The following is a 23,458-nucleotide window of genomic DNA, read 5'->3' on the forward strand; positions in this document are numbered from 1 at the left end:
AAAATATTAGTAGCGTTAAAATAAATTTTATGTTAAAATTATTTTAACGTTAGAAATATTTTAATGTAACTTTTGAATTTTTGCAATAGTTAAAATAAATAAAAAGAAAAATTTATATTTTTTATACTATTTGAGTTAATTTTTTTAAAATTGATAAATAATGGAGAAGATTTATATATGGTAAAGTTATGTTATAATATTTTTAGACTGACGATTCGGGAAGAAGTATAATAAAAGAGGTATATATGGAAAAAAGAAAAATATTGACTACTATTGATGAGATAAGGGCATATAATGATCCTTATAGATTAAAAATATTTGTTGAATTCTCTAGATTCGGAGGACCTGCTACCTGCAAGGAAATAGCAGATATATTAGGGGAGGTACCTGCGAAAATTCACTATCATATAAAGAAAATGGAGAAAGCAGGAATTTTAGTATTAGCTTATACAAAAAATATAAATGGGATCATAGCTAAATATTATGAGCCAGCTGCTGAAATAATTACTGTTGAAAATCCGTATCTTGATGATAATTCAAGAAAGCTAATGACAAGCGAAATATCAAAAACCTTGGAAAAAGTATTTAATAATGCTAAGGATAAATTTATTTCTGAATATGAAAAATGTGAGAGCGAGGTTAATAATGAAAAATATAAGTATACCTGTATGCTTTCAGAACTTTATTTTACAGAAGAAGAGGCAAAAGAACTGCTAAAGCTTGTAGATAAAGCAAAAAATAGAAGTAAAGAAGATAGGAAAGAAACAAATGCGTATAGCTTTTTTATGTCTTTTATAAGAACAAAATAATATCATAAATTGTGAAATGCAGCGTTATAAACCAAAGCTCCGTTTTAAATCAGTGTCAAAAATCAACACTGATTTAAAACAGAGGGATAAAATTGGATTAAGCATCATAATCTCGCTGAAAGGAAAGATATCTGGTTCCTTGAAATGTCAATTTGCCTCTATCACCTTCAGCTAGCATCCCAAACTCATTTCCTCTTACTCTAAATTCTATTCTGCTGCCGCTTTCTACTTGAAAGGTAATATAGTAAGTTGTGGAAGTAGTTTCATGGCTGCTTATCCCATCTTGATTTGTGTGAGAAGTAGTAGAAGTATTAGTCCTTTTAGCAACTAAATTTGCATCTACAGTCAAGACAGGCTGCTTATTATTATATTTCCATTCACCGATGGATTTAACAATAGTGAATAGAAAGAAGAATATTACAATTACAAAACCTATAAGTATAATGCTAGGAACTATTGAAAACATTATATCCGAGTTCATATTTCACCTCCATATGGTACTATATACATTAATTGTAATATGAATAATTTTAAAATTCAATCTATTTCTCAGGGCTATAATAAGGCTGTAAACTGTTCTTTGGTAAAATCATAAAATTCTTTAGAGGCGTTTGATAAATAGCGATTTTTTAATCTGCCTATAAATAAAGTTCTCTTATAATTAATATCTTTTATAGATATTGCTAGTATATTTTTTCCAAAAAGCACATTTAATCTTTTCCAGGTTAACTGAGGAATAAAAGATATTCCAAGTCCCAAACTAATCATTTCACCAAGAGTCAAAGTGTCGTTGACTTCAAAAGCTATATTGGATAACATATCATGATAATTTAAAAATTCATCTATCATTTTTCTAGATTCATATTCAGAATTCATTACTATAAGATTTTCAGATTTTAACTCTTCTAGGCTGAAGAATGCTTTATTTAAATATTTACTGGTATTTGGAACTAAAACTAATATTTCTTCTTCTAATATAGGCTCCAACAGTATATTTTCATCTGAAAAAAAAGTGCTGGTAAGACAAAAGTCAAATTTTCCATCTATAAGATTATCATATACTTCTTCTATTGAATTTTGAGTAAGCTTTACTATTACATCTGGGTTAGATTTTTTAAATTCAGCCAGGATGTAAGGCATCAAGCTAGTGCTGGAGGTAGAGATGCTTACTGTGGATTTTTCTTTTTGTGATAAGTCTTTTATTTTTCTTTCAGCTTCCTCTAATTCCTTAAAGGAGCGCTTAAGATGTTCTAATAATATAAGACCGTATTCATTTAATTTGATTTGCCTTCCAATTCTATCGAATAATTTTGTACCCATATCACCTTCCAGACGTGATATTGCTCTGCTTAAGGCGGGCTGAGTGATGTGTAATTTTTCAGCAGCCTTTGTCATATGCTCTAATTTTGCAACAGTTTCAAAATATAATAATTGCTGAAGCTCCATAAATTTTTATCCCCTTTTATGATTTTAATGTAATATATATATGATTTATTATATATTTTTAGTTATTATATATAAAGGATATAATTAAGATATAAACAAATTATTTGAGAGGTAAGGAAAATGGATTTTGAGAAACTAGTTGATAAGGATGAAGTATTAAAGAATATGCAATTCATGAATTCTCTTGGTGCGAGACTCACAGGAAATAAAGCTCATAAAGCTTTTATTTCTCATTTAAAAATGCAGGTAGAGGCCTTGGGATTAAAAACCTTTGAGGATACTTACAGATTTGACAGATGGGAAGAGAAACGGAGCTCTATTATAATTGATGATACTGAAGAAATAAAGATAGCTTCTGCTTTTCCTTATTCAGGATATACTTCTCAGTCAGGAATAAAAGGAGAGCTTATATTAGTTAAAAATAATAGGAGAGGCTTTAAAAAAGCCAATGGGAAGATTGCTGTAGTAAAGATAAAAAGCAGAAGAATTCCTCATTCTATAGTGTTTAATAAAAGGGCAGCTGTTCCAGAGGGAATTAAGCTTCCTAAAAATTATGGAGGTGCAGTATTAACAAGTTTTATAAATTCACCGAAGTTAAGCGAAGCAAAGAGGTTGGGAGTAAAGGCAGTGATATGCATTTGGAGTGGAGAAGAAGATGAAATGGTAGAAGGAAATTATTTGCCTTTTACAGAGGATTATAAAGACCTTCCAGCTCTTTGGATTAACCATACTGAAGGCAAAAAAATTGAAAAAGCCGCCGAAAATCATAAATTGGCTGATTTAATATTAGAAGCGGAGCTGGAGAAAAATGCGTCCACAGAAACCTTTTATACTATTTTGGAAGGAGAAAACAGAAAAGAAGCAATAATAGTTAATACTCATACTGATGGTACAAATTGTGTTGAAGAAAATGGAGCTTTAGCCCTTATTGAAATGATAAAGGTTCTGAAAACTATGAAGTTAAAGAAGTCTATTATATTTGTTTTTGCAACAGGACACTTTCGTATACCATCAATAATACAAGGAAAAGGTCAAGCTACTAAAAGATGGTTAGAAGATCATAGAGAGCTTTGGGATGGTATTGAAGGACATATAAAAGCTGTTGCTGGAGTAACTTTAGAGCATTTAGGCTGCAGTGAATGGGGAATTGCTGATGGAAAATATACTAAATTAAATGATGTAGATTTTGAACTTTGCTACACTGGCAATTCAATAGTAAATGAAATATATTTAAAAGCTTTAGAAGGCAGAAAAAATGTTAGAAGTATATGTCTCAGACCACATAATAAGATACATTTTGGAGAGGGGCAGCCTTTATTTGATGCAGGAATTCCAGATATAGCGCTAGTTCCTGGGCCTAATTATTTGTGTGTAGTAAGTAAAAGCGGCGAAATAGAAAAATTTAATTTTGAGCTTATGTATGAGCAAATTATAACTTTTATAAAGGTTATATTAATGCTTAATGGTACTGAAAGTTCAGAATTAGGAGAAGGTGATAAATACTCCTTTCTAATTTCTATATAAAATAAACATAGACAGCATAATAAATCACTAAAAATTATAAAAATTTACAGCTAATTATACCAATATATTTCCTAATATTCTTATTATATAATATTTCGGTAGCAGGGCTAGATAAATTAACTTTTGCTGTAAAGGTTTGCAAAAGCGATGAAGGACCTTGTTAAATTATATAAAAAGAAGGGGAGATAAATTAATGAAAAAACTAAAAAAAATAGTGATGTCTGCAGTAGTAAGTATGCTAGTTTTTTCTACTTGTTCTTTGTCAATGGTGGGATTGAAGACAGAAGCTAAAACAAAAGAATCATCGAAGATTACTGCATCTCAACAGTATGCAGAGGACATGCAGCCTGGATGGAATTTAGGTAACAGCTTTGATTCCTTTGATACAAATGGAGACAAGGGCGAAACTTCCTGGGGAAACCCTGTGGTAACTAAGAGCCTTATCGATAAAATAAAAAGCCAGGGCTTTAAAAGTATACGTATTCCTTTTACAAGTGTAATGCGTACAGGTGTGGCACCAACATACACTATTGATCCTGCTTTTTTAGCCCGTTATGCGGAAGTGGTAAAATGGGCATTAGATGATGGCTTATATGTAATGATAAACTTGCACCATGATTCCTGGAGCTGGGCATCAGCAATAGGCTCACCTTCAGATAACGGGGCATCTCTAGAAAAATATAAAGCAATATGGACTCAGCTTGCTGATTATTTCAAAAATTATTCTAATAAAGTGTGCTTTGAATCTTTGAATGAGCCACAATTTTATACAGGAGATACTTCTAACCAAATAAAAATTCTTGAACAGGTAAACAGTGCTTTTTATAATATTGTAAGAAATTCAGGAGGTAAGAATGCTGCCAGAATGCTTGTTTTACCTACTTTAAATACTAATGACAGCGATGATAGATGCGAATCTCTATATAATACTATAACCTCACTTAAGGATAAAAATATAATTGCAACCTTCCATTACTATGGATACTGGCCCTTCAGTACTAATATAGCAGGTTCCACTACTATGGACAGTACAGTAACATCAGCACTTGATGGAGCCTTTGACAGAATGTATAATCATTTTACTGCTAATGGAATAGGTGTAATATGCGGTGAATATGGGTTGCTAGGCTTTGATAAATCTGAGGATACTTTAGAGCATGGAGAAATGCTAAAATATTTTGATTATATAAATTATTATGCTAAAGCAAAGAAAATTACTTTAATGCTTTGGGATAACGGAAATATTCTTAATAGGAGTAATTTAACTTGGTACGATCAATCCTTATATGACACCATAAGGTCATCTTGGAAAGGAAGAAACTCCTATTCTAGCTCTGATAGAATATATGTGACAGATGCAAGCAAAGCACAAGATATTTCTACTGCTATTATTTTGAATGGAAATAAGCTGAAATCAATACACAATGGAGATAAAAAACTAAAATTAGGCAGGGATTATACTTACAGCAATGGAACCGTAACCTTTAAAGGAAGTTATATAAATAGTTTAATTACAAATTCTTATGGAGTAAATGCTACTTTAACTATAAGATTTTCTCATGGAGCCGATTGGACCGTATATATAAATCATTATAAGACTCCAACTTTAGCTTCAGCTGATGGAACTACCAGCGGCTTTAATATTCCAGTAAGCTTTAATGGTTCCAGATTGTCTACATTGGAGGCTATGTATACAGATGGAAGCGGTGCGGGACCACAGAATTGGACTACCTATAAGGAATATAATTATGCTTTTAAGGTTAATTATGATTTAAATCAGGTTACTATGACAGATAAATTCTTTGCTGAAACAAAGGATGGAACGATCCTATTAAAGCTTCATTTCCAAAGCGGAGAGGTATTGCAGTATAATATAATAAAAAATGGAACTTCTGTAACAGGAACTTTGGAAAATTAGATATAAAATTAATTACGCCAGTGTATTTACTGGCGTAATTAATTTCTGGTAAGCATATGGTTTTGATAGAATTCTATTTTAAATTTAGTATACTTTCCTAATTCACTGCTTGCATATATTTTACCGCCGTTAGCTTCTACAAAAGCTTTTACCAGAGTAAGACCTATGCCGGAGCCTCCCGTATCCTTGCTTCTTGACAAATCACTTCTATAAAAGCGTTCAAATATGAAGGGCAGATCATTTTTGGGTATACCTATCCCGTTGTCACGTACTTTAATGACTATATTTTTATTTTCTTCCAGTAGGGATATTTCTGCGTAACCATTAGGATTTAAGTACTTAAAAGAATTAGATAGCAGGTTATTCATGATTTGCTTAAAATGATCTTTGTCCATGAATATAGATATATTAGGAGCGATTTTGCTAACAATGGTATAATTTTCTTTCATATATAAAGGTTCAAAGGTATCAATAATTTTTTCCAATTCTTCTGAAATATTGAATTTACTTTTATTTAAGTTACTGCCTGCTTGCTCTAATTTTGACAATGAGTAAAGATTATTTATCATTTTTGTAAGTCTATCTATTTCATCGTAAAAAATCTGAAATCTTTCATTTGTAGGTTCCCATACTCCGTCCATAAAGGCTTCTACATGAGTTTTTAATGTGGTTAATGGGGTTCGCAGCTCATGAGCCATATCGGAAGATAGCTTTTTTCTGAGCATGTCTTGATCTTGCAAGGTTTCTCCTAAATGATTTATTGAATCAGAGAGAGCCATTATTTCCTTTGTATTTGACCTAATGCTGGATCTAGCAGAAAGATTTCCAGAACTAATTTCATTGGAGGTTTTTGTTACTTTTACAAGAGGTTTAGAAATTTGCTTTGATATAATGATGCTTATGATAAATCCAAATATAGCTGCTATTGCTGCTGATAAAACGAAAGCATGATTTAGTGCAGCCAAAAATGTCAATGAATTTGAAGATAAGAAGGAAGAACCATAATAGCCTATAATTATAGTTCCGGAAGACTTATTGGCAATAATTAAAGAATATTTATTTTCAGTGTAATCCGATATATTCATTCCGGAAAAATTATTCATAGTATTTCCCATCATATTTCCCATCATAGATTGATGCTTCAAGTATGAGTCACCAGAGGAATATAGAATTTTATTATCAGAATTTCTAATTTCTATATATAATTCCTGAAGTTCTGCATATCTTTGTATTTCATCAGTATTTATTTTAGCTATATCGCTTTGTGAGTTATATAGCTGGTTAATCATAGTTAATACATTATTAATTTTAGTGCTTTGTTCATCTATAAGATATTTTTTAAAATTACGATTTACTGCAAAATTTGAAAGTATACTAGTTATAACTATAGCTATTAAAATAGCACAAACTATAACTATGGATAGTTTTTTCATTAATGTTATTTTCATATTAGCACCTCTGAGGGAGAATAGGAGAATTTATACCCCATACTATAAACAGTAACTATATATTTAAATTCACTATTATCACTATCTATTTTGCGGCGTATATTTTTTATATAGGAGTCAATTGTTCTGTCAAAGCCATCATATTCTACTCCAAAAGCTTTATATACAAGCTGTTCTCTCGATAAAATTTGATTAGGATTAGAGATGAGAACGGTAAATACTTTAAATTCATTAGGGGTAAGGGTTACAGATTTGCCTTTTCTTTTCACAATCATCTCTTTCATATTTATTTCTAAATCGCCATTATTAAAGGTTATAGTATTCTTTTCAGGAACCACATTGTTATAACATCGTCTCAGTAGTGCTTTAACTCTAACCACAAGTTCTCTTACACTGAAGGGTTTTGTCAAATAATCATCTGCACCCATTGATATTCCTTGTATCTTATTTTCTTCATCAGATTTTGCAGTAAGCATAATTATAGGTATGTTAGAAGTCTCTCTTATTTTAGTACAAATAGCTTCCCCAGATATTTTAGGAAGCATTAAATCTAATATCAGCAAATGAACATCTTCCCGATTAAATATATTAAGTGCAGATTCACCATTATTGGCAGTTATAACCTGAAAGCCTTCCTTTTGAAGATAAGCTTTAACTACATTAATAATATTTACTTCATCATCTACTACAAGGATTTTAAATTGACTACTCAAAGTATCCACCTCCAAATTATAGTATAACTATAATAACAAAAAAACTAGAGAAAAATCTCTAGTTTTTTTGTGAAAGAACAGATTTTCTTCTTAAATATTCTTCTTCGCTTATTTCACCTTTAGCAAATTTTTCATTAAGTACCCCTAAGGTAGAGTCAGATTTGTTTATATATTTACCTAAGAATTTTAAAGCAAAAACTATTAATGCAGCAATAATTAATAGCCTAAATATCATCGCAGATGCCATGAAACCACCGCCTAATCCAAAGGAAGCTAGCCTTCCATATCCACCACAGAACATATAAATCACTCCTTGTTTTTTATTATGTGATAATTGTATATAGAAATTGTGGAGGAATTATGGAGAAATAAAAAGAAGTGTTGGATGTACGTTCCAACACTTCTTTTGCAATTGATATAGTATTATGCACCGAGCTCGGAGTCTCCGCCATCTAAAGTGAGCTGAGAATAAGCGCTTTCACCATGTTGTGATGAATCTAATCCTGCTTCTTCTTCATCCTCACTTGCTCTTAACTTAGTAAATAGCTTGATTACGAAAAGTATTACTAATGTGATTACTATAGCATAAGCATAAGTAGCTACGATACCAATTATCTGAACTAAAAGCTGATGAGCATTCCCGTAGAATAATCCATTTGCACCAGCTGAGTTAACAGATTTGGTTGCAAATAGTCCAGTTGCTATACCTCCCCAAGTTCCGCCTATACCATGGCATCCAAAAGCATCTAAAGCATCATCATAACCAAATTTGCTTTTTAAGAAATTAACGGCAAAGAAACATATTATTCCGCCAAGTAATCCAATTAGTATTGCTGACATTGGAGTAACAAAGCCTGCTGCTGGAGTAATTGCAACTAGTCCTGCAACTATACCGCTTCCGAAGCCAAGAGCTGTAGGTTTCTTGTTTATTATCCATTCTGAGAACATCCAGGATAATCCTGCTGCAGCTGCAGCTGTATTTGTTGTAACAAAAGCATTCATTGCTACATCATTGAAGGCTAATGCACTTCCAGCATTAAAACCATACCATCCAAACCATAGTAAGCCAACACCTAATATTGTTAATGGCAAGCTGTGAGGTCTAACAGACTTTAACGATTTTCTCTTTCCGAGCACTATGGCTATTACTAAGCCTGATACACCAGAGCTTATATGAACAACATCACCGCCTGCAAAGTCAAGAGCTCCTAAATTGTGAAGCCAGCCGCCAGCACCCCAAACCCAGTGAGCTACTGGATCATACACGAAAGTTGTCCATAAAAGAGTGAAAAGTAAGAATGCAGGGAATCTGAATCTTTCTGCATAGGCTCCAGATATAAGAGCAGGAGTTATTAAAGCAAACATCATCTGAAACATCATGAACAATGATTGAGGTATAGTTCCAGCGTAATCCGCATTAGGATTTATGCCAACTCCATTTAATCCGAAAAAGTTGAATCCTCCGATTAATCCGCCGTGATCTGCTCCAAAAGCTAAAGTATAACCTATCAATATCCATTGAATGGATACAATCCCCATAGTAACATAACTGTGCATTGTGGTGCTTAATGCATTTTTACGTCTAACCATTCCGCTATAAAATAAAGCTAGGCCAGGTGTCATAAGCATAACTAAAACAGTACATGTAAAAACAAAACTTGAATCTCCTATGTTTAATGATTTCATTTTTCAACCCCCAATTTTAATAATTAAATATTATAAATCCCTTTAGTACTTCTGAATAAAAATGATTTTATGAAAAAACTATATAGCTGAATCTCCGGTTTCACCAGTTCTTATTCTTATGGCATTTTCAACATTGTATATAAATATCTTTCCATCACCTATATGTCCTGTTGAAACTCCCTCCCTGACTTTAGTAACAAGTGTGTCTACAATTTCATCTACTACAACCACTTCTACCTTTACCTTGTGAATTAAATTAACATTCACTACAGTTCCCCTGTATCTTTCTGTGACACCTTTTTGATTTCCGCAGCCCAATACTGTCGTAACACTCATGCCTTTAACATTTAATTCATTTAGTATTTGTTTTAAGTCTTCTAATTTTTCAGGTCTTAAAATTATTTCGAGTTTTTTCATATTTGTTACAGCCCCCTTTAATTTTAATAATATAATAATAAGGGATTATGAATAAAGAAATTTTACTTAAATAAATTAAAAAAATATTTTTGCAAATTTATAAAATTTACATTGAATTTATGAGGAATTTTAATTTTTTCATACATTTTCATATTTATTTTTAATGATTTACAATGGAAGATTTAAAAAATATATAATCTTATAAAATTGTATAGAGAATTTTATTAAACAGTGAATTTGGATATACTAAATTTATAGGAAGGAGAGATGAAAAATATGGATATAAAAAAAGGTTCAAATAGATTTTATATAGGTGATTCAGAAGAAAGTGCAATAGCAGAAATAACTTTTATAGACAAGGATAGGGATACTATAGTTATAGATCATACTTATGTATCCCATGATTTGAGAGGGAAAGGTATAGCATCGGAGCTTGTAAGCAAGGTGGTAGAGTTTGCAAAGGAAGAGAACAAAAAAGTGATACCAGTCTGCAGCTTTGCAAAGGAGGAATTTATTAAGCACAAGGACTATCTGAGCGTGTTAGATAACGTTACGTACATTTAAAATTTGGCAACCCATTTAACAATAGTATATAAGAAATATTAAACATAAGTAGATTTGAGAGGGCTGATAGAATGAAAAAAGTTATAATAACAGTTGTTTGCTTTATAGTAATGTGTACATCCATTTTATTTTTGAGCTGTTCAAGTAATAAATCAAGTAATCAAAACTCCGCATCAAATTCAACCACAGGCAACAAAACCTTTACTGCAGAAGAATTAAAAAAATATAATGGTGAGAATGGAAACCCTGCATATGTAGCAGTGAATGGAATTGTATATGATGTTACCAATGCTAGGAAATGGAAAAATGGTAAGCATGAGAATGGAGTGGTGGCTGGAGTTGATTTGACTAATTCCATTGGTCAATCACCACACGGAGCCAGCGTCTTGAAAGACTTGCCGGTAGTTGGAACTCTAAAATAACAGATAAAGCTGATTTAAATGAGACTATATTTAAATCAGCTTTTTTAATGCCATTTAGTGCTTTGTGCAAATGAACAATAAAAATCATCAAGTAAACAATGTAATGGCTGTTTAAAATATATTAACATTGTTAATGTTGAATTAAAGTAAACGTTACCTAATGTTTGACTAATGAAAAATTTAATTGAGTAAGGAGAGAAAATGTAATGGCGTTGATTCATTGGAGTGGAGCAATAATAGGACTTATAATTGCAATAGTACTAATTTTGAGAAAAATAAATCCTGTATACTCGTTGTTTACAGGAGCTATAATCGGGGCTCTAATAGGAGGAGCTAGCTTATCAAATACAGTTCAGGTTATAATTGATGGTACCAATAGTGTTATGGGAGCTGTAGTGCGTGTTATAGCAGCTGGAGTGTTAGCGGGAGTGCTAATTGAATCAGGAGCTGCTGAAAAGATTGCTGAAACTATAGTTGAAAAGATGGGAGAAAAAAAGGTTCTTTTGGCAATTGCGCTAGCAAGTATGATAATTACCGCTGTAGGAGTTTTTATTCCAGTTACAGTTATCATAGTTGCGCCAATAGCTTTGCCAGTAGCTAAAAAAGTGGGAATAACAAAGTCATCCATACTTTTGGCTATGATAGGAGGAGGAAAAGCTGGTAATGTCATATCACCTAATCCTAATACTATCGCAGCAGCAAAAGGTTTTAATGTTGATTTGGCTCAGGTAATGATAGGGGGGGTTATTCCTGCTGTGGTAGGATTAATAGTTACTTATTTTGTAGCAACATTAATTAGTAAAAAGGGCGAACTGATAAAAGAGTCTGAAATACCAGCTCATGTGGAGGACAAAAAGAAGCCTAGCTTTAAGGCTGCTATGATAGCTCCTGTGGTAGCAGTAATATTGCTGGCCCTTAACCCTATAGGCAGCATGCTTAATATAAAGTTTTTAATAAATCTTAAAATAGATGCCATGTTTATATTGCCTATTGCAGGAATTATAGGACTTATAGCTATGGGACAAGTTAAGAAAATTATTGACTATACTACAGCTGGTTTAAATAAGATGACGGGAACTGTGATGATATTAATTGGAGCTGGTGCAATAGCTGGGGTTATCTCCAAATCAGATTTAAGTCAAGTTGTAGTTAATGGAATACATTCTCTTGGAATTTCAGGAGTGTTTTTAGCACCTATTTCAAGTATACTAATGGCTGCAGCAACAGCGTCAACTTCTACAGGTTCAATTGTAGCTACAGGTACCTTTGGAAAAGCAATATTATCTATGGGAGTAGCGCCTTTAAGTGCTGCAGTTATGATAAATACCGGCGCGGTAGTTATAGACCATTTACCACATGGAAACTTCTTTCATGCGTCAGCAGATGCTGTTAAAATGAATATAAAGGAACGTATGAAGTTAATTCCTTATGAATCAATGGTTGGAGGATCTATAGCAATAGTTGCTACAATTATATATGGATTTATAAAATAGGAATAGTTAGGAGAGTAATCATGAAAAAGAATTTAAATATAATATTAGCTCCTGATTCTTTTAAAGAAAGCATGACTGCAAAAGAAGCTTGTGTAGCTATGGAAAAAGGAATAAAAAAAGTTAATGATAAAATAAACTGCATACATGTGCCTATGGCGGATGGCGGCGAGGGAACCATGCAATCTCTTATAGATGCCACAGGAGGAAGAAAATATTCCTTAAAGGTTGTAGGCCCCCTAGGAAATGAAGTAGATGCAGAATACGGCATCCTTGGAAACGGAAAAATAGGTATATTAGAAATGGCTAGTGCCAGTGGAATACAGCTTGTACCTAAAGAAAAAAGAAATCCATTAATAACAACTACTTATGGTACAGGTCAGCTTATAAAGGCATGCTTAGATATGGGAATAAAAAAGCTTCTAATAGGTATAGGAGGAAGTGCTACCAATGATGGAGGTGCTGGTGTTATTCAAGCTCTTGGAGCAAGACTTTTAGATGAAGAAGGAAAAGAACTTGGCTTTGGAGGCGGAGAACTTGAAAAACTTCATAGCATTGATATAAGCGATTTAGATGCTAGAATAGCTGAGGTAGAAGTAGAGGTAGCTTGTGATGTTACAAATCCATTGTGTGGTGAAAGAGGAGCATCTAATGTATTTGGACCGCAGAAGGGTGCTACCAAGGAAATGATATCAGCATTAGACAGCAATTTGGCACACTATGCTAATGTGATAAAGAATCAGTTAGGCAAGGATGTTCTTGAGCTTCCAGGAGCGGGTGCAGCTGGCGGATTAGGAGCTGGACTTGTAGCTTTTTTAGATGGGAAGCTTAAAAAGGGAATCGATATGGTAATTGAATATTCTGATCTGGAAAACAAGGTTAAAGATGCTGATATGGTATGGACGGGAGAAGGAAGTATAGATTTTCAAACTAAATTTGGAAAAACGCCTTTTGGTGTGGCATCCATTGCTAAAAAGTATAACAAGCCTGTGATTGCTCTTGCTGGAAGGATAGGAAATGACATCGAAGAATTATATGATGAAATAGATGCCATATTTGGAATCATGCAAGGAGTTACTTCATTAGAGGAAGCTCTTGAAAATGGAAAAGAAAATATTGAAAAAACTTCTGAAAACATAATAAGACTTATGAATTTACTTTAAAATAAGATATAATATTAAGAAGAACTGCTTTTATCTCATAGAAGCAGTTCTTCTTACAATATAGAGAAGTTTTCATACTATCATATAAAGGATGTGAAAAAATTGAAACTATCTAAAAATATTGCCCAAAAGATTGTTAAAGAGATGATGAATGTGATCCCTTACAATATAAATGTTATGAACGAAAAGGGGATTATTATAGGAAGCGGGGATTTAGCTCGTATAGGAAATATTCATGAGGGAGCCATGGAAGCCATAAATAGCAAATCTTTAAATGTGATACATCATGAAGAGAAGGGAGTAAAACCAGGAGTTAATGAACCTATAATAATAGATGATGAAGTGATTGGTGTAATAGGTATAACTGGAGAATTAGAAGAAGTTAAAAGATTTATAAAATTAGTGCGCGTAACTGCCGTACTTTTAATAGAACAGGCTAAATTGGATGAAGAAATTCAAGATAGAAGACTTAATATGCAAAAGTTTTATCATGAGCTGGCTCATAGAAAAAATGAATATGACTTGGAATTCACAAAACGTGCGGAAACCTATGGATTTGACATTGCCAAAGGCTATTCGGCAATTCTTGTAAATAGCTATATGGACTCTAAGGAATTAATAAAAATATGCAAAAAGTATCCGCATAATTTTGATGTGGATAATAATAAAAGAGTATTTTTGATTGAAGATGAATATAAATACAAAAAAATTATTAATGAACTAAATGAATGCTCTGAGGTTAATAAAGTAAGTATAGGAGGAAAAGAAAAAGTTATATCATACTCCATAGAAAACGCTGAAAAGACTTTAGAAATTGGAATGAAGCTTAAGCCTCTTTCGAAAATATATCATTATGAGGACTTAAAGTTTTTTATTCATCTATCCTATAATGATAAGGAATTCATAGTTTCTATATTTAGAAATTTAGATAAAACGGCAAACAACTTAGAGCTAATGGAAACCATACAGGCATACATTGAGGAAAATGGAGAAATTACAAATGTGGCTTCCAGGCTTAATATACATAGAAATACATTGAATTATAGACTTGAGAGAATTCAGCAATTAACAGGTAAAAATCCTAAAAATTTATTTGAATTATTTGAGCTTCTTTGCGGACTCATTTGGTTATAATATTAATTTAGAAGGAGTGATAATACATGGAAATATTTATAATTATACTAATTCTCCTCATAGGCATTGTTTTATCTAATATTATTAGCCGATTGATACCTTTTTTTCCTGTGCCCTTGGTGCAGATTATAATGGGAATAATTCTAGCTGTTTTACCAACAGGAATGCATATACCACTGGAACCTGAATTGTTTATGGTATTGTTTATTGCACCGCTTATATATAACGATGGAAAAAGGATATCTAGAGATGAGCTATGGAAGATAAGGATTCCTATAGTGCTTATGGCTTTTGGATTAGTATTTGTAAGTGTCATAGTGGTAGGATATATCATAAATTTAATGATACCAGAGATTCCTCTGTCGGCCTGTTTTGCTTTAGCAGCTATTTTGTCTCCTACAGATGCGGTTACAGTGAGCTCACTATCTCAAAGAATTCATCTTCCCAAAGAGATAACAATACTTTTGGAAGGAGAAGCACTTATGAACGACGCCTCTGGATTAGTAGCCTTCAAATTTGCAGTAGCAGCTACTGTTACAGGCAGTTTTTCAATAACTAGCGCTGCTGCAAGCTTCTTTATGATGGCGGTGGGAGGATTTTTCTTCGGTGCACTTATTTCCTTTGTTATTGTAAAGCTAGGAGCATCTATTCGAAGACTTGGTCTGGAAGATGCCACTTTTCACGTATTGATGCAGTTGATAACTCCTTTCATCATATACTTAGCTTCTGAAGAGATAGGAGTATCAGGAATTTTGGCGGTGGTATCTGGAGGTATAGTTCAGTCTATAGAATCAGATTATTCTGAACCAATGATTTCTAAACTGAAGCTTGTTTCTAAGAGTACTTGGTCAGTATTACTTTTTATTGTAAATGGTCTTGTATTTTTAATTTTAGGATTACAGATTCCTAAGGTGGTGGAGGTTGTATTTAATAATACAGCTATAAGCAATTTTAAGGTGTTCATATATATAATTGCTATAAGTTTAAGTTTGGTGCTTATAAGATTTATATGGGTGTATGCTTTTTGGAATGAGAAATGGGATGAAAAGCATGAAAAAGGAAATAAAAAAGAAAAATTTATGCAATGCATACTGACTTCGCTTTCAGGTGCACGAGGAGCAGTAACTCTTTCAGCGGCATTGTCCATTCCTTTTTATTTAGGAGGAGGAAGGTTATTTCCTCAGCGTGATTTGATAATTTTTCTTGCTGCGGGAGTTATGCTGTTTTCAATAATCATAGCAAGCTTTGTTTTACCAATTTTGGTGAAAACAGGTGATGAAGATGAAAAAATAAATTCAGATAAAGCAAATCAACAAGCGCTCAATAGCATTGTAAATTCAGCTATAGATTTAATAAAGGAAGAAATGAATCATGAGAACAGAGAGGCAGCAATATTCTTAATATCAAATTATGAAAAGATTAGAAATAATGCTTTAGAGCAGGGAGAAGAATTCAATCTGACAGTGCAGGACAGAAAAATGGAAAGAGATATATTTGCTATAGGGTTAAAAGCTGAACATGAAGAGATAAGAAGACTGGCTGAGGAAAGAAAATGTTCCATGTACACTATGGAAAAAATAGAACAGTTTATTAATACTATTGAAGAGCATTTGTCTAAACCTATGATATTGCAAATTTTAGATAAAGTAGCTTACTTAAAAAAGTTTTTAAAAAGATTCATTTATAAAAAATTAAGGACTGAGTGCATAAATATAGAGGAAATTAAAGCTATCAAAATTTTGACTTCAAAGGCAGCTATAAAGGCTATTAAAGCTCAGATTAATGAAGAAAACAAAAAAGCATCCTTGGATGTAATCAATCATTATAATGAAATAATAAGAAAACTTGATAAAAATAAAGCTATAAATAATAACCAAAATGTAAATAAGTATAAAACGGATTTACAATTCAAAGCTTTTCAGGCACAAAGAAACCATATACAGTCTCTTATTGAAAATAATATAATCACCCGCGAAACCGCCAATAAATTGAAGCAATTTATAAACTATATGGAAGCAACAGCTATAGAAGAAGAATTATATTAGAATGAGATTTTGCAATATAGAAAACTTAAATGGTATAATTTTTATTTAAAGATGTAAATATGCTTGGGGATGGAATTAAATGAGAAGAGAATATATAGATTTTTCAGGTAAATTACCGGTTTATGCAGAGTTTATGACGATAAAGGAGTACCCTATTCACTGGAATAATTGCATTGAAATCTTATATGTACTAAAGGGAAAAGTTTACGTGAGTATAAACAGCGGAACCTATGAGCTGGTGGAAAATGAAGTGGAAATAATAAATGTGGAAGAGGCACATAGAATATTTTCTAAGGATAAAAACAATAAAATATTAATTTTTCATATAGATCCGTACTTTTTCGAAAAATATTTTAATGATATAGAAAATATGTCCTTCTACACTAATACCTCGGAAGATGGAATTCAGGAAAGCGAAGAATATGATGAACTTAGAACTTTTCTAAGCATAATACTTTGCGAATTAGTGCAGCAAAATGATAACTATGATGAAGAAATAGAAAATTCTTTGGTGGATCTTTTATATCATCTTATAAATAATTTTCACTATCTTATGTTTGAACAGGAAGAGTTAAAGGAAAATGATGAACAATTAGAAAGGTATCACAGGATAGCTAAATATATATTTAATAATTACAACAATAATATAACGCTGCAGGATATTGCTGATAAAGAATTTTTAAGCACTCACTATTTATCCCATGAAATAAAGTATGCCACTGGTTACAGTTTCACAGAACTTATTAATTTAACTAGAGTGGATGAATCTGTAAAACTTCTCTTGGATACTGAAAAAACTATTTCTGAAATTTCTGATGAGGTAGGCTTTTCTCACGCCAGATACTATAATAAAAATTTTAAATTTTATTATAAGGTTTCACCCTTAAATTTCAGAAAGAAGTACAAGGTAGATGAGGAAACCTATGAAAAGCAGAAGCAAATAGAATTTCATGACCTTGGTGAAGCTTTAAACTATCTGGTATATTATTTAGAGGATTATGATAGATTCAAATTTGAAAATAAAATCAACAAGATAAATATTGATGCAAGTGGAGAATTGGGAGAGTTTCATAAAAAGTTTAAAGAAATAATAAATGTAGGAGATGCCTTTGACCTATTGCTGGAGGAAAATAAACAAATTTTTAGTGAGCTTCAGCAGGAAATAGGTTTCAATTATGCAAGGCTTTTAAATGTGTTTTCGCAGGATATGGGCATATTTAATGGAACGCATTTTTACAATTGGAACAGGATGGTATCGGTATTTGAATATCTAAGTGAAATAGGGTTAAGGCCGCTTATAGTATTAGAAGATAAAAGCTTTGATCCAGAGGAATTTTTAATAGTACTGCAAGTTTTCCAGGAGTTTTTTTCAAAGCTTGATACTATAAATTATCATGATATAAAATTTCAATTTGCTGTAGATTGTTCTGAGAAATTTAAAAATATCGTAAGCAATGATTTAAGAGAAAAGGAGTTTGAAGTACTAGAGGAGTACTTTGATGCTTCTTTAAGAATAGAACCCGTATATGATACCTCATATATGTTACCGTTTTTGATTGAAAATGAATTATCAGAGTCCTCCAGACAAGGATTTTTGAGGGCTTTTGATGTTTTAGACAGGCAAATAAAATTAACTAACGAGGTTTTCTTCGGCTACCCAGGTCTTATAAATGATAAAGGAATAAAGAAGTCTTCTTTTTATGCTTACTATCTTCTTAATAAGTTAGGAGATAACATAGTTGAAAAGGATAAAGGTTATATAGTTACCAAGAAGGATGGAGAGTATCAAATACTTATCTACAGTTATAATGATGAGATTTCCAGCCTTATAGAACTAAAAAGCAAATCAAAGCTCAGGGGACTTAAAAATTCTACGGAAAAGAAATTTTCTTTAAATATAATGCAGCTACCTTCAGCAGTGAGAATAACTTCCTATCTAATAGATGAGGAAGTAGGCTCTTCATATAATTACTGGGTGAACATGGGTAAGCCAACCAGACTCAGCAAGGAGGAAAAAGAGATTATTCACAAGGCCTCTTTTCCTAAGATAGAGTTTAAATTTGCAAAGAAGAGCACAGTGTTAAATTTAAAGGTGAAATTAACGGGATATGGAGCAACCTTAATAGTGATTAAAGAAGTACAAAAACACCTTTTATAAGGTGTTTTTGTGTTATTTCTGGAAGTTTAAGAAAAATAAGTACCTCCTATAAGTACCTTTACTTAAGCAGTTTGATGAGTTTAAGACTTAGTATAACTGACCTATAATTAATGTATAGGTATTAAGGAGGGGAAACCAATGGGGTAACTAATAAAATATTTGATGACACAAAGGTTGGAAAAACTTTATTTAAATTTGCGCTTCCAGCAGTTATATCACTTCTAGTATTAGAATTATACAATATGGTAGATACCATATTTGTGGGAAGATATATAGGAACAGAAGCTATAGGAGGGCTTACGGTAGCTTTCCCTATTCAAAGACTTATAATAGCCATAGCTATGCTCATATCTGTGGGAGCTTCCACTCATGTTGCCAGATATTTAGGTGAGAAAAATATAGAAAGTATAAAAAGAACAATAGTTAATTCGCTGATATTAGGAATTGTTTTTATTTTAGCTGTAACTGTCATAGTCATGGTATTTAAGAGAAATATTATAATGTATTTAGGAGCTAGTAGAGCTATATATGGCTTCGCTAATTCTTATATATCCATAATAATTATTGGCGGAATATTTCAATGTATGTCTACTGTATTATGTTATATAATGAATGCCTTAGGAAATACAAAGATGACTTTGTATTCAAATCTTTTGGGTGTAGCTATAAACATTGTAATGAATTATATATTAATTGTGTTATTTGGATTTGGTGTCTGGGCATCGGCTGTTTCTACAGTGGTATCGCAATTTGCCGCATTTTTATATTCAATATATAAATTTGTAAAAATAAAAAGCATTTTTAATATAAAATTTAGTTATAAGGGTATAATAAGTTTATATAGTTCAAAGACTATATTTAGTATAATTTCTGTTGGACTATCTACTTTTATAATAGAAATATCGGATGCTATCGTTTCGGTTATATTAAATAATCTTCTAAATAGAAACGGTGGAGATAGTGCAATAGTCGTAGTTGGAGCTATTACGAGAATTTCAATGTTTATGTATGTTACAATAATAGGAATAAGCTCAGCCATGCAGCCTATAGTTGCTTATAATTATGGAGCTTCCAAATATGATAAAATAAAAGAAGTGCTAAAAATCACGGTAGCAGCGGTTACTATTACGTCCTCAACACTTTGGGTTTTATTTATGATATTTGCAAATTCTATAATAGGCTTCTTTTTAACTGATGCAGATATATTGAAGGAAGCTGTATTAGCTTTTAGGATATGTATATCAGTAATTCCGGTCATAGGCATATATTATGTGGCTATATATTATTATCAAGCTATAGAAGAAGCAAAATTGTCATTTTTCTTTTCAATATACAGGCAGCTTGTTATTTTTATACCAGCAGCTATAGTATTGGTGCAGATGTTTGGAACCATTGGAGCGTGGTTTGCATATCCTGTATCAGATATCATATCCTTCTTATCATCCGTTTATTTCATTAGTAAAGAAATAAATGGAGAAAAATTAGCATATATTTATAAATAAATCTTCATATTTTCATAAAATAAACGTAACATTTATAAATTATAATATAATTGTACTCTTGTGATTTAAAAGCCTGAATATAGTTTCAAAAAGCTATTTTAAGTAAAAGGAGTTATTTTATGAGGAGCATTAGTTATGGTGAAGTTACTTTTCAGGGAATGTATAAATTAATATGTGATTATATGCTAAAAAGCAAAGGACAGGAATTTAAGATAACCGTAGGTACTGACTCTCAAAACTATGATATCACCAAGGTAGTTGTAGTAGTAGCTATTTGGAATGTAGGCCATGGAGGGATTTTCTTTTACGACATAAAGAAGGTAAATAAGATAACCAATGTGAGGCAGAAAATTTTCTACGAAACTAGTTTAAGCATAGAACTGGCGGATAAACTTCTTAAAAAATTTAATGAGAACAATTTAAATTATGAGATAAGCATACATGTGGATGCTGGAGATAATGGTGAGAGCGGAAAGCTTATATCTGAAATTGTGAGCTGGGTAAATTCCTGCGGCTTTACCTGCATGACAAAACCTGATTCTTACGCAGCGTCTTCCATAGCAAATAAATATTCTAAGTGATGAGTAACTTGACAGTTATCTCATCATTTTTGCCTATAAAGATTTTTGATAATATTTGGCTCTGTTTTAAATCAGTGTTGATTTTTACACTGATTTAAAACTTCCTTCAGTTCGGGGAGGCCACTGAAAAACTAAAAAATATTACTAATTTAGATATATTTGTATATTTTCGCAGGTGATTTATGTCTAAAAAGTTGTTACAAGGCTATTAGAAGGCCTTCTGACGCCTTACTTATTTTACCAAACAATTTGTGCAAAAAATATGGGGACTTTTTCAGTGGCCTCAGTTCGGGAGGCTATGTTTTAAAATGTTGATATTATCGTTTAAGTTCTAGAAACTCTTAGGGATTGCGACTTATAATTGGCGTAATTTTGCCCAGGACGGGCAAAGCAATTTTAGCGCCATGGATGGCGCAATAAAATTGGTAGCCAATTATAACAAAGCAGCCCTTAGAGTTACTTACATGGATTCTGAAAGAAACCATGCTAGACGAAAAACGCCTTTATCAACATCCTTTTAAAACATAGCATAATATTTAAGTGTAGACATAAAAACTTTAACCATTTAAAATATATATGTAGCTATAAATAATATAGTTAAAAACGCAATATATAAATGGGAGTTGTTTTTATGGAATATACAATTAAACAGGTTGCGGAAAAATTTAATTTAACTGAGTATACCATAAGATATTATGAAAAAGAAGGGCTTCTTTTAGACGTACAGAGAGATGAACATGGAGTGAGATTATTTAGTGAGAATAATATAGAATGGATAAACCTAATATGCTGCTTGCGCAGAACAGGAATGTCCATAGCTAAAATCAAAAATTTTATAAAACTTTCTACAGAAGGAGATAACACATTAGAGCTTAGAAGAGAAATAATTCTTACCCAGAGAGCTATAACTGAAAAAAAGATTGAAGAGATGAATAATCATCTAGATATGATTAACAAGAAACTTAATCACTATAATGGTCTTATAAAGGATAGGAACATAAGATGCTGTAATTCAAAATGCAAAGCTTCTTTTGTAAGATAAATTCCAATTTAATAGCTGTAGCAAAAAATATATAAGAGTGGAGTAAACTGCTCTTTTTCTTTAAAAAAAATTATATTTAACGTATTGACTTAGAGTGTACTATAAGGTGTAATATTTTTTCATATATATAAATTAAAATTCGCTTTAAATAAGGAGAAGTATGCTTATTTAAAGTGGAGAAATCTGAATACGATTTTATTTAGAGGAGGAAATTAACATGTTGTACAGAAAATTCGGTAAGACAAATGAAATGGTTTCTACTTTAGGCTTTGGATGTATGAGGCTTCCTATTCTTCCAGGAGGAGACCCATCAAAAATCGATGAAGAAAAAGCTATGGAATTAGTTAGATATGCCATAGACAATGGAGTAAATTACATTGATACAGCTTATCCATACCACGGAAATGGTATGACTAAGGGCGGAGGTGCCAGTGAACCTTTTGTTGGAAAGGCATTAAAGGATGGTTACCGAGAAAAAGTTAAATTAGCAACTAAGCTTCCTAGCTGGCTTATAAAATCAAGAGAAGATATGGACAAATACTTAAATGAACAATTAGAAAGACTAGAAACAGATCACATAGATTTTTATTTAGTACATGCACTAAATAGGAATGATTGGGATAGACTTAAAGCTAATGGTATAGATGAATTTTTAGATTCAGCTATAAAAGATGGCAGGATAAAATATGCTGGATTTTCCTTTCATGATAAATTAGAGGTTTTCAAAGAAATAGTAGATTATTATGATTGGTCCTTCTGCCAAATCCAATACAATTATATGGATGAAAATTTCCAAGCAGGAACAGAAGGATTGGAGTATGCTGCTGAAAGAGGTCTTGGAGTTACAATAATGGAGCCAATTAGAGGAGGAAAGTTAGCGAACAACCTTCCTAATGAGGCGAAAGAAGCTTTTGAAAAGGCAGATATAAAGAGAACTCCAGCTGAATGGGCATTAAAATGGGTATGGAATCATCCTGAAGTAAAGGTAGTCCTAAGCGGAATGAATACTTTAGAGCAAATTATAGAAAACATAAAAGCTGCTAGTGAAACAGAGCCTAATTCCTTAACAGAAAGAGAACTTGCAATAGTGAAAGAAGCAAGAAATGCTATTAATAGCAAAGTGAAGGTAAACTGTACAGCTTGCGCATATTGTATGCCATGTCCAGCAGGAGTTAATATTCCAAGATGCTTTAGTGCCTATAACAACCATAGCATGTTCCCAGGAGATGAATCCTACAGTTGGATTCCAAAAGAACAGAATGCATCCAATTGCGTTAAGTGTGGAAAATGTGAAACTCACTGTCCACAAGGAATTTCTATACGCAAGCATTTAAATGATATTAAAGAATTATTTGTATAAAGCTAAGGCTCTGCTATTTGGCAGAGCCTAATAAAA

The 23,458-nt window shown here is 32.1% G+C and carries 21 protein-coding genes; 14 read left to right on the top strand and 7 right to left on the bottom strand.

Going from position 1 to position 23,458, the window contains the following annotated elements; genetic code table 11:
• The first annotated feature begins 245 nt into the window (after positions 1-245).
• Positions 246-809, top strand: coding sequence for a helix-turn-helix domain-containing protein (locus IAI10_RS00350; protein ID WP_315671314.1), 564 nt, complete (start codon positions 246-248; stop codon positions 807-809).
• Positions 810-906: 97 nt separating this feature from the next.
• Here the strand turns inward: IAI10_RS00350 and IAI10_RS00355 are convergent, their stop codons facing one another.
• Positions 907-1,290, bottom strand: a complete 384-nt coding sequence (locus IAI10_RS00355) for a DUF2500 domain-containing protein (RefSeq protein ID WP_315671315.1) — start codon at positions 1,288-1,290, stop codon at positions 907-909.
• A gap of 74 nt (positions 1,291-1,364) precedes the next feature.
• Positions 1,365-2,255 carry a LysR family transcriptional regulator gene (locus tag IAI10_RS00360; protein ID WP_315671316.1) on the bottom strand — a complete coding sequence of 297 codons (891 nt, stop codon included), beginning with the start codon at positions 2,253-2,255 and terminating at the stop codon, positions 1,365-1,367.
• A gap of 120 nt (positions 2,256-2,375) precedes the next feature.
• On the opposite strand from IAI10_RS00360, the gene IAI10_RS00365 reads away from it, so the two are divergent.
• Both IAI10_RS00365 and IAI10_RS00370 read left to right on the top strand, forming a co-directional pair.
• Positions 2,376-3,779, top strand: coding sequence for a hypothetical protein (locus IAI10_RS00365; RefSeq protein ID WP_315671317.1), 1,404 nt, complete (start codon positions 2,376-2,378; stop codon positions 3,777-3,779).
• A 193-nt stretch (positions 3,780-3,972) separates the two neighbouring features.
• The gene (locus tag IAI10_RS00370) at positions 3,973-5,697 is read left to right on the top strand and encodes a cellulase family glycosylhydrolase (RefSeq protein ID WP_315671318.1); all 1,725 of its coding nucleotides are present in this window, start codon (positions 3,973-3,975) and stop codon (positions 5,695-5,697) included.
• A 38-nt stretch (positions 5,698-5,735) separates the two neighbouring features.
• Here IAI10_RS00370 and IAI10_RS00375 read toward each other — a convergent pair whose 3' ends face one another.
• The 5 genes from IAI10_RS00375 to IAI10_RS00395 form a co-directional block, all read right to left on the bottom strand.
• Complete coding sequence (locus IAI10_RS00375) at positions 5,736-7,145, bottom strand: ATP-binding protein (RefSeq protein WP_315671319.1); 1,410 nt, start codon at positions 7,143-7,145, stop codon at positions 5,736-5,738.
• A complete protein-coding gene (locus tag IAI10_RS00380; protein WP_315671320.1) occupies positions 7,142-7,858 on the bottom strand; it encodes a response regulator transcription factor in 717 nt (238 codons plus the stop codon). Before IAI10_RS00380 ends, IAI10_RS00375 begins: the two co-directional genes overlap by 4 nt.
• A 58-nt stretch (positions 7,859-7,916) precedes the next feature.
• On the bottom strand, positions 7,917-8,159 hold the full coding sequence (locus IAI10_RS00385) for an SHOCT domain-containing protein (RefSeq protein WP_315671321.1): 243 nt from the start codon (positions 8,157-8,159) through the stop codon (positions 7,917-7,919).
• A gap of 122 nt (positions 8,160-8,281) precedes the next feature.
• Complete coding sequence (locus tag IAI10_RS00390; RefSeq protein ID WP_315671322.1) at positions 8,282-9,544, bottom strand: ammonium transporter; 1,263 nt, start codon at positions 9,542-9,544, stop codon at positions 8,282-8,284.
• A gap of 78 nt (positions 9,545-9,622) precedes the next feature.
• On the bottom strand, positions 9,623-9,961 hold the full coding sequence (locus tag IAI10_RS00395; RefSeq protein ID WP_315671323.1) for a P-II family nitrogen regulator: 339 nt from the start codon (positions 9,959-9,961) through the stop codon (positions 9,623-9,625).
• Positions 9,962-10,237: 276 nt separating this feature from the next.
• On the opposite strand from IAI10_RS00395, the gene IAI10_RS00400 reads away from it, so the two are divergent.
• From IAI10_RS00400 to IAI10_RS00450, 11 genes are all read left to right on the top strand, one after another.
• Entirely contained in the window at positions 10,238-10,525 is a 288-nt protein-coding gene (locus tag IAI10_RS00400) for a GNAT family N-acetyltransferase (protein WP_315671324.1), read from the top strand.
• A gap of 71 nt (positions 10,526-10,596) precedes the next feature.
• On the top strand, positions 10,597-10,947 hold the full coding sequence (locus tag IAI10_RS00405; protein ID WP_315671325.1) for a cytochrome b5 domain-containing protein: 351 nt from the start codon (positions 10,597-10,599) through the stop codon (positions 10,945-10,947).
• A 206-nt stretch (positions 10,948-11,153) separates the two neighbouring features.
• The gene (locus IAI10_RS00410; protein WP_315671326.1) at positions 11,154-12,440 is read left to right on the top strand and encodes a GntP family permease; all 1,287 of its coding nucleotides are present in this window, start codon (positions 11,154-11,156) and stop codon (positions 12,438-12,440) included.
• A 20-nt stretch (positions 12,441-12,460) separates the two neighbouring features.
• Positions 12,461-13,600, top strand: a complete 1,140-nt coding sequence (locus IAI10_RS00415; RefSeq protein ID WP_315671327.1) for a glycerate kinase — start codon at positions 12,461-12,463, stop codon at positions 13,598-13,600.
• Between the two features lie 102 nt (positions 13,601-13,702).
• Positions 13,703-14,734, top strand: a complete 1,032-nt coding sequence (locus IAI10_RS00420; protein ID WP_315671328.1) for a sugar diacid recognition domain-containing protein — start codon at positions 13,703-13,705, stop codon at positions 14,732-14,734.
• Positions 14,735-14,760: 26 nt separating this feature from the next.
• Complete coding sequence (locus IAI10_RS00425) at positions 14,761-16,779, top strand: Na+/H+ antiporter (protein WP_315671329.1); 2,019 nt, start codon at positions 14,761-14,763, stop codon at positions 16,777-16,779.
• 79 nt (positions 16,780-16,858) lie between these two features.
• Positions 16,859-18,937, top strand: coding sequence for a helix-turn-helix domain-containing protein (locus IAI10_RS00430; RefSeq protein WP_315671330.1), 2,079 nt, complete (start codon positions 16,859-16,861; stop codon positions 18,935-18,937).
• 155 nt (positions 18,938-19,092) lie between these two features.
• Positions 19,093-20,439: an MATE family efflux transporter gene (locus IAI10_RS00435; protein ID WP_315671572.1), complete on the top strand. Its 1,347-nt coding sequence runs from the start codon at positions 19,093-19,095 to the stop codon at positions 20,437-20,439.
• Between the two features lie 119 nt (positions 20,440-20,558).
• Positions 20,559-21,020: a ribonuclease H-like YkuK family protein gene (locus IAI10_RS00440; RefSeq protein WP_315671331.1), complete on the top strand. Its 462-nt coding sequence runs from the start codon at positions 20,559-20,561 to the stop codon at positions 21,018-21,020.
• A gap of 631 nt (positions 21,021-21,651) precedes the next feature.
• On the top strand, positions 21,652-22,062 hold the full coding sequence (locus IAI10_RS00445; RefSeq protein WP_315671332.1) for a MerR family transcriptional regulator: 411 nt from the start codon (positions 21,652-21,654) through the stop codon (positions 22,060-22,062).
• Positions 22,063-22,279: 217 nt separating this feature from the next.
• Positions 22,280-23,422 (top strand): aldo/keto reductase, encoded by a 1,143-nt coding sequence (locus IAI10_RS00450; protein ID WP_315671333.1) that lies wholly within the window; start codon positions 22,280-22,282, stop codon positions 23,420-23,422.
• Positions 23,423-23,458: the final 36 nt, after the last annotated feature.

Origin of the sequence: Clostridium sp. 19966 (assembly GCF_032335695.1) — a bacterium.
In the GTDB taxonomy this organism is placed as follows: domain Bacteria; phylum Bacillota; class Clostridia; order Clostridiales; family Clostridiaceae; genus JACTOJ01.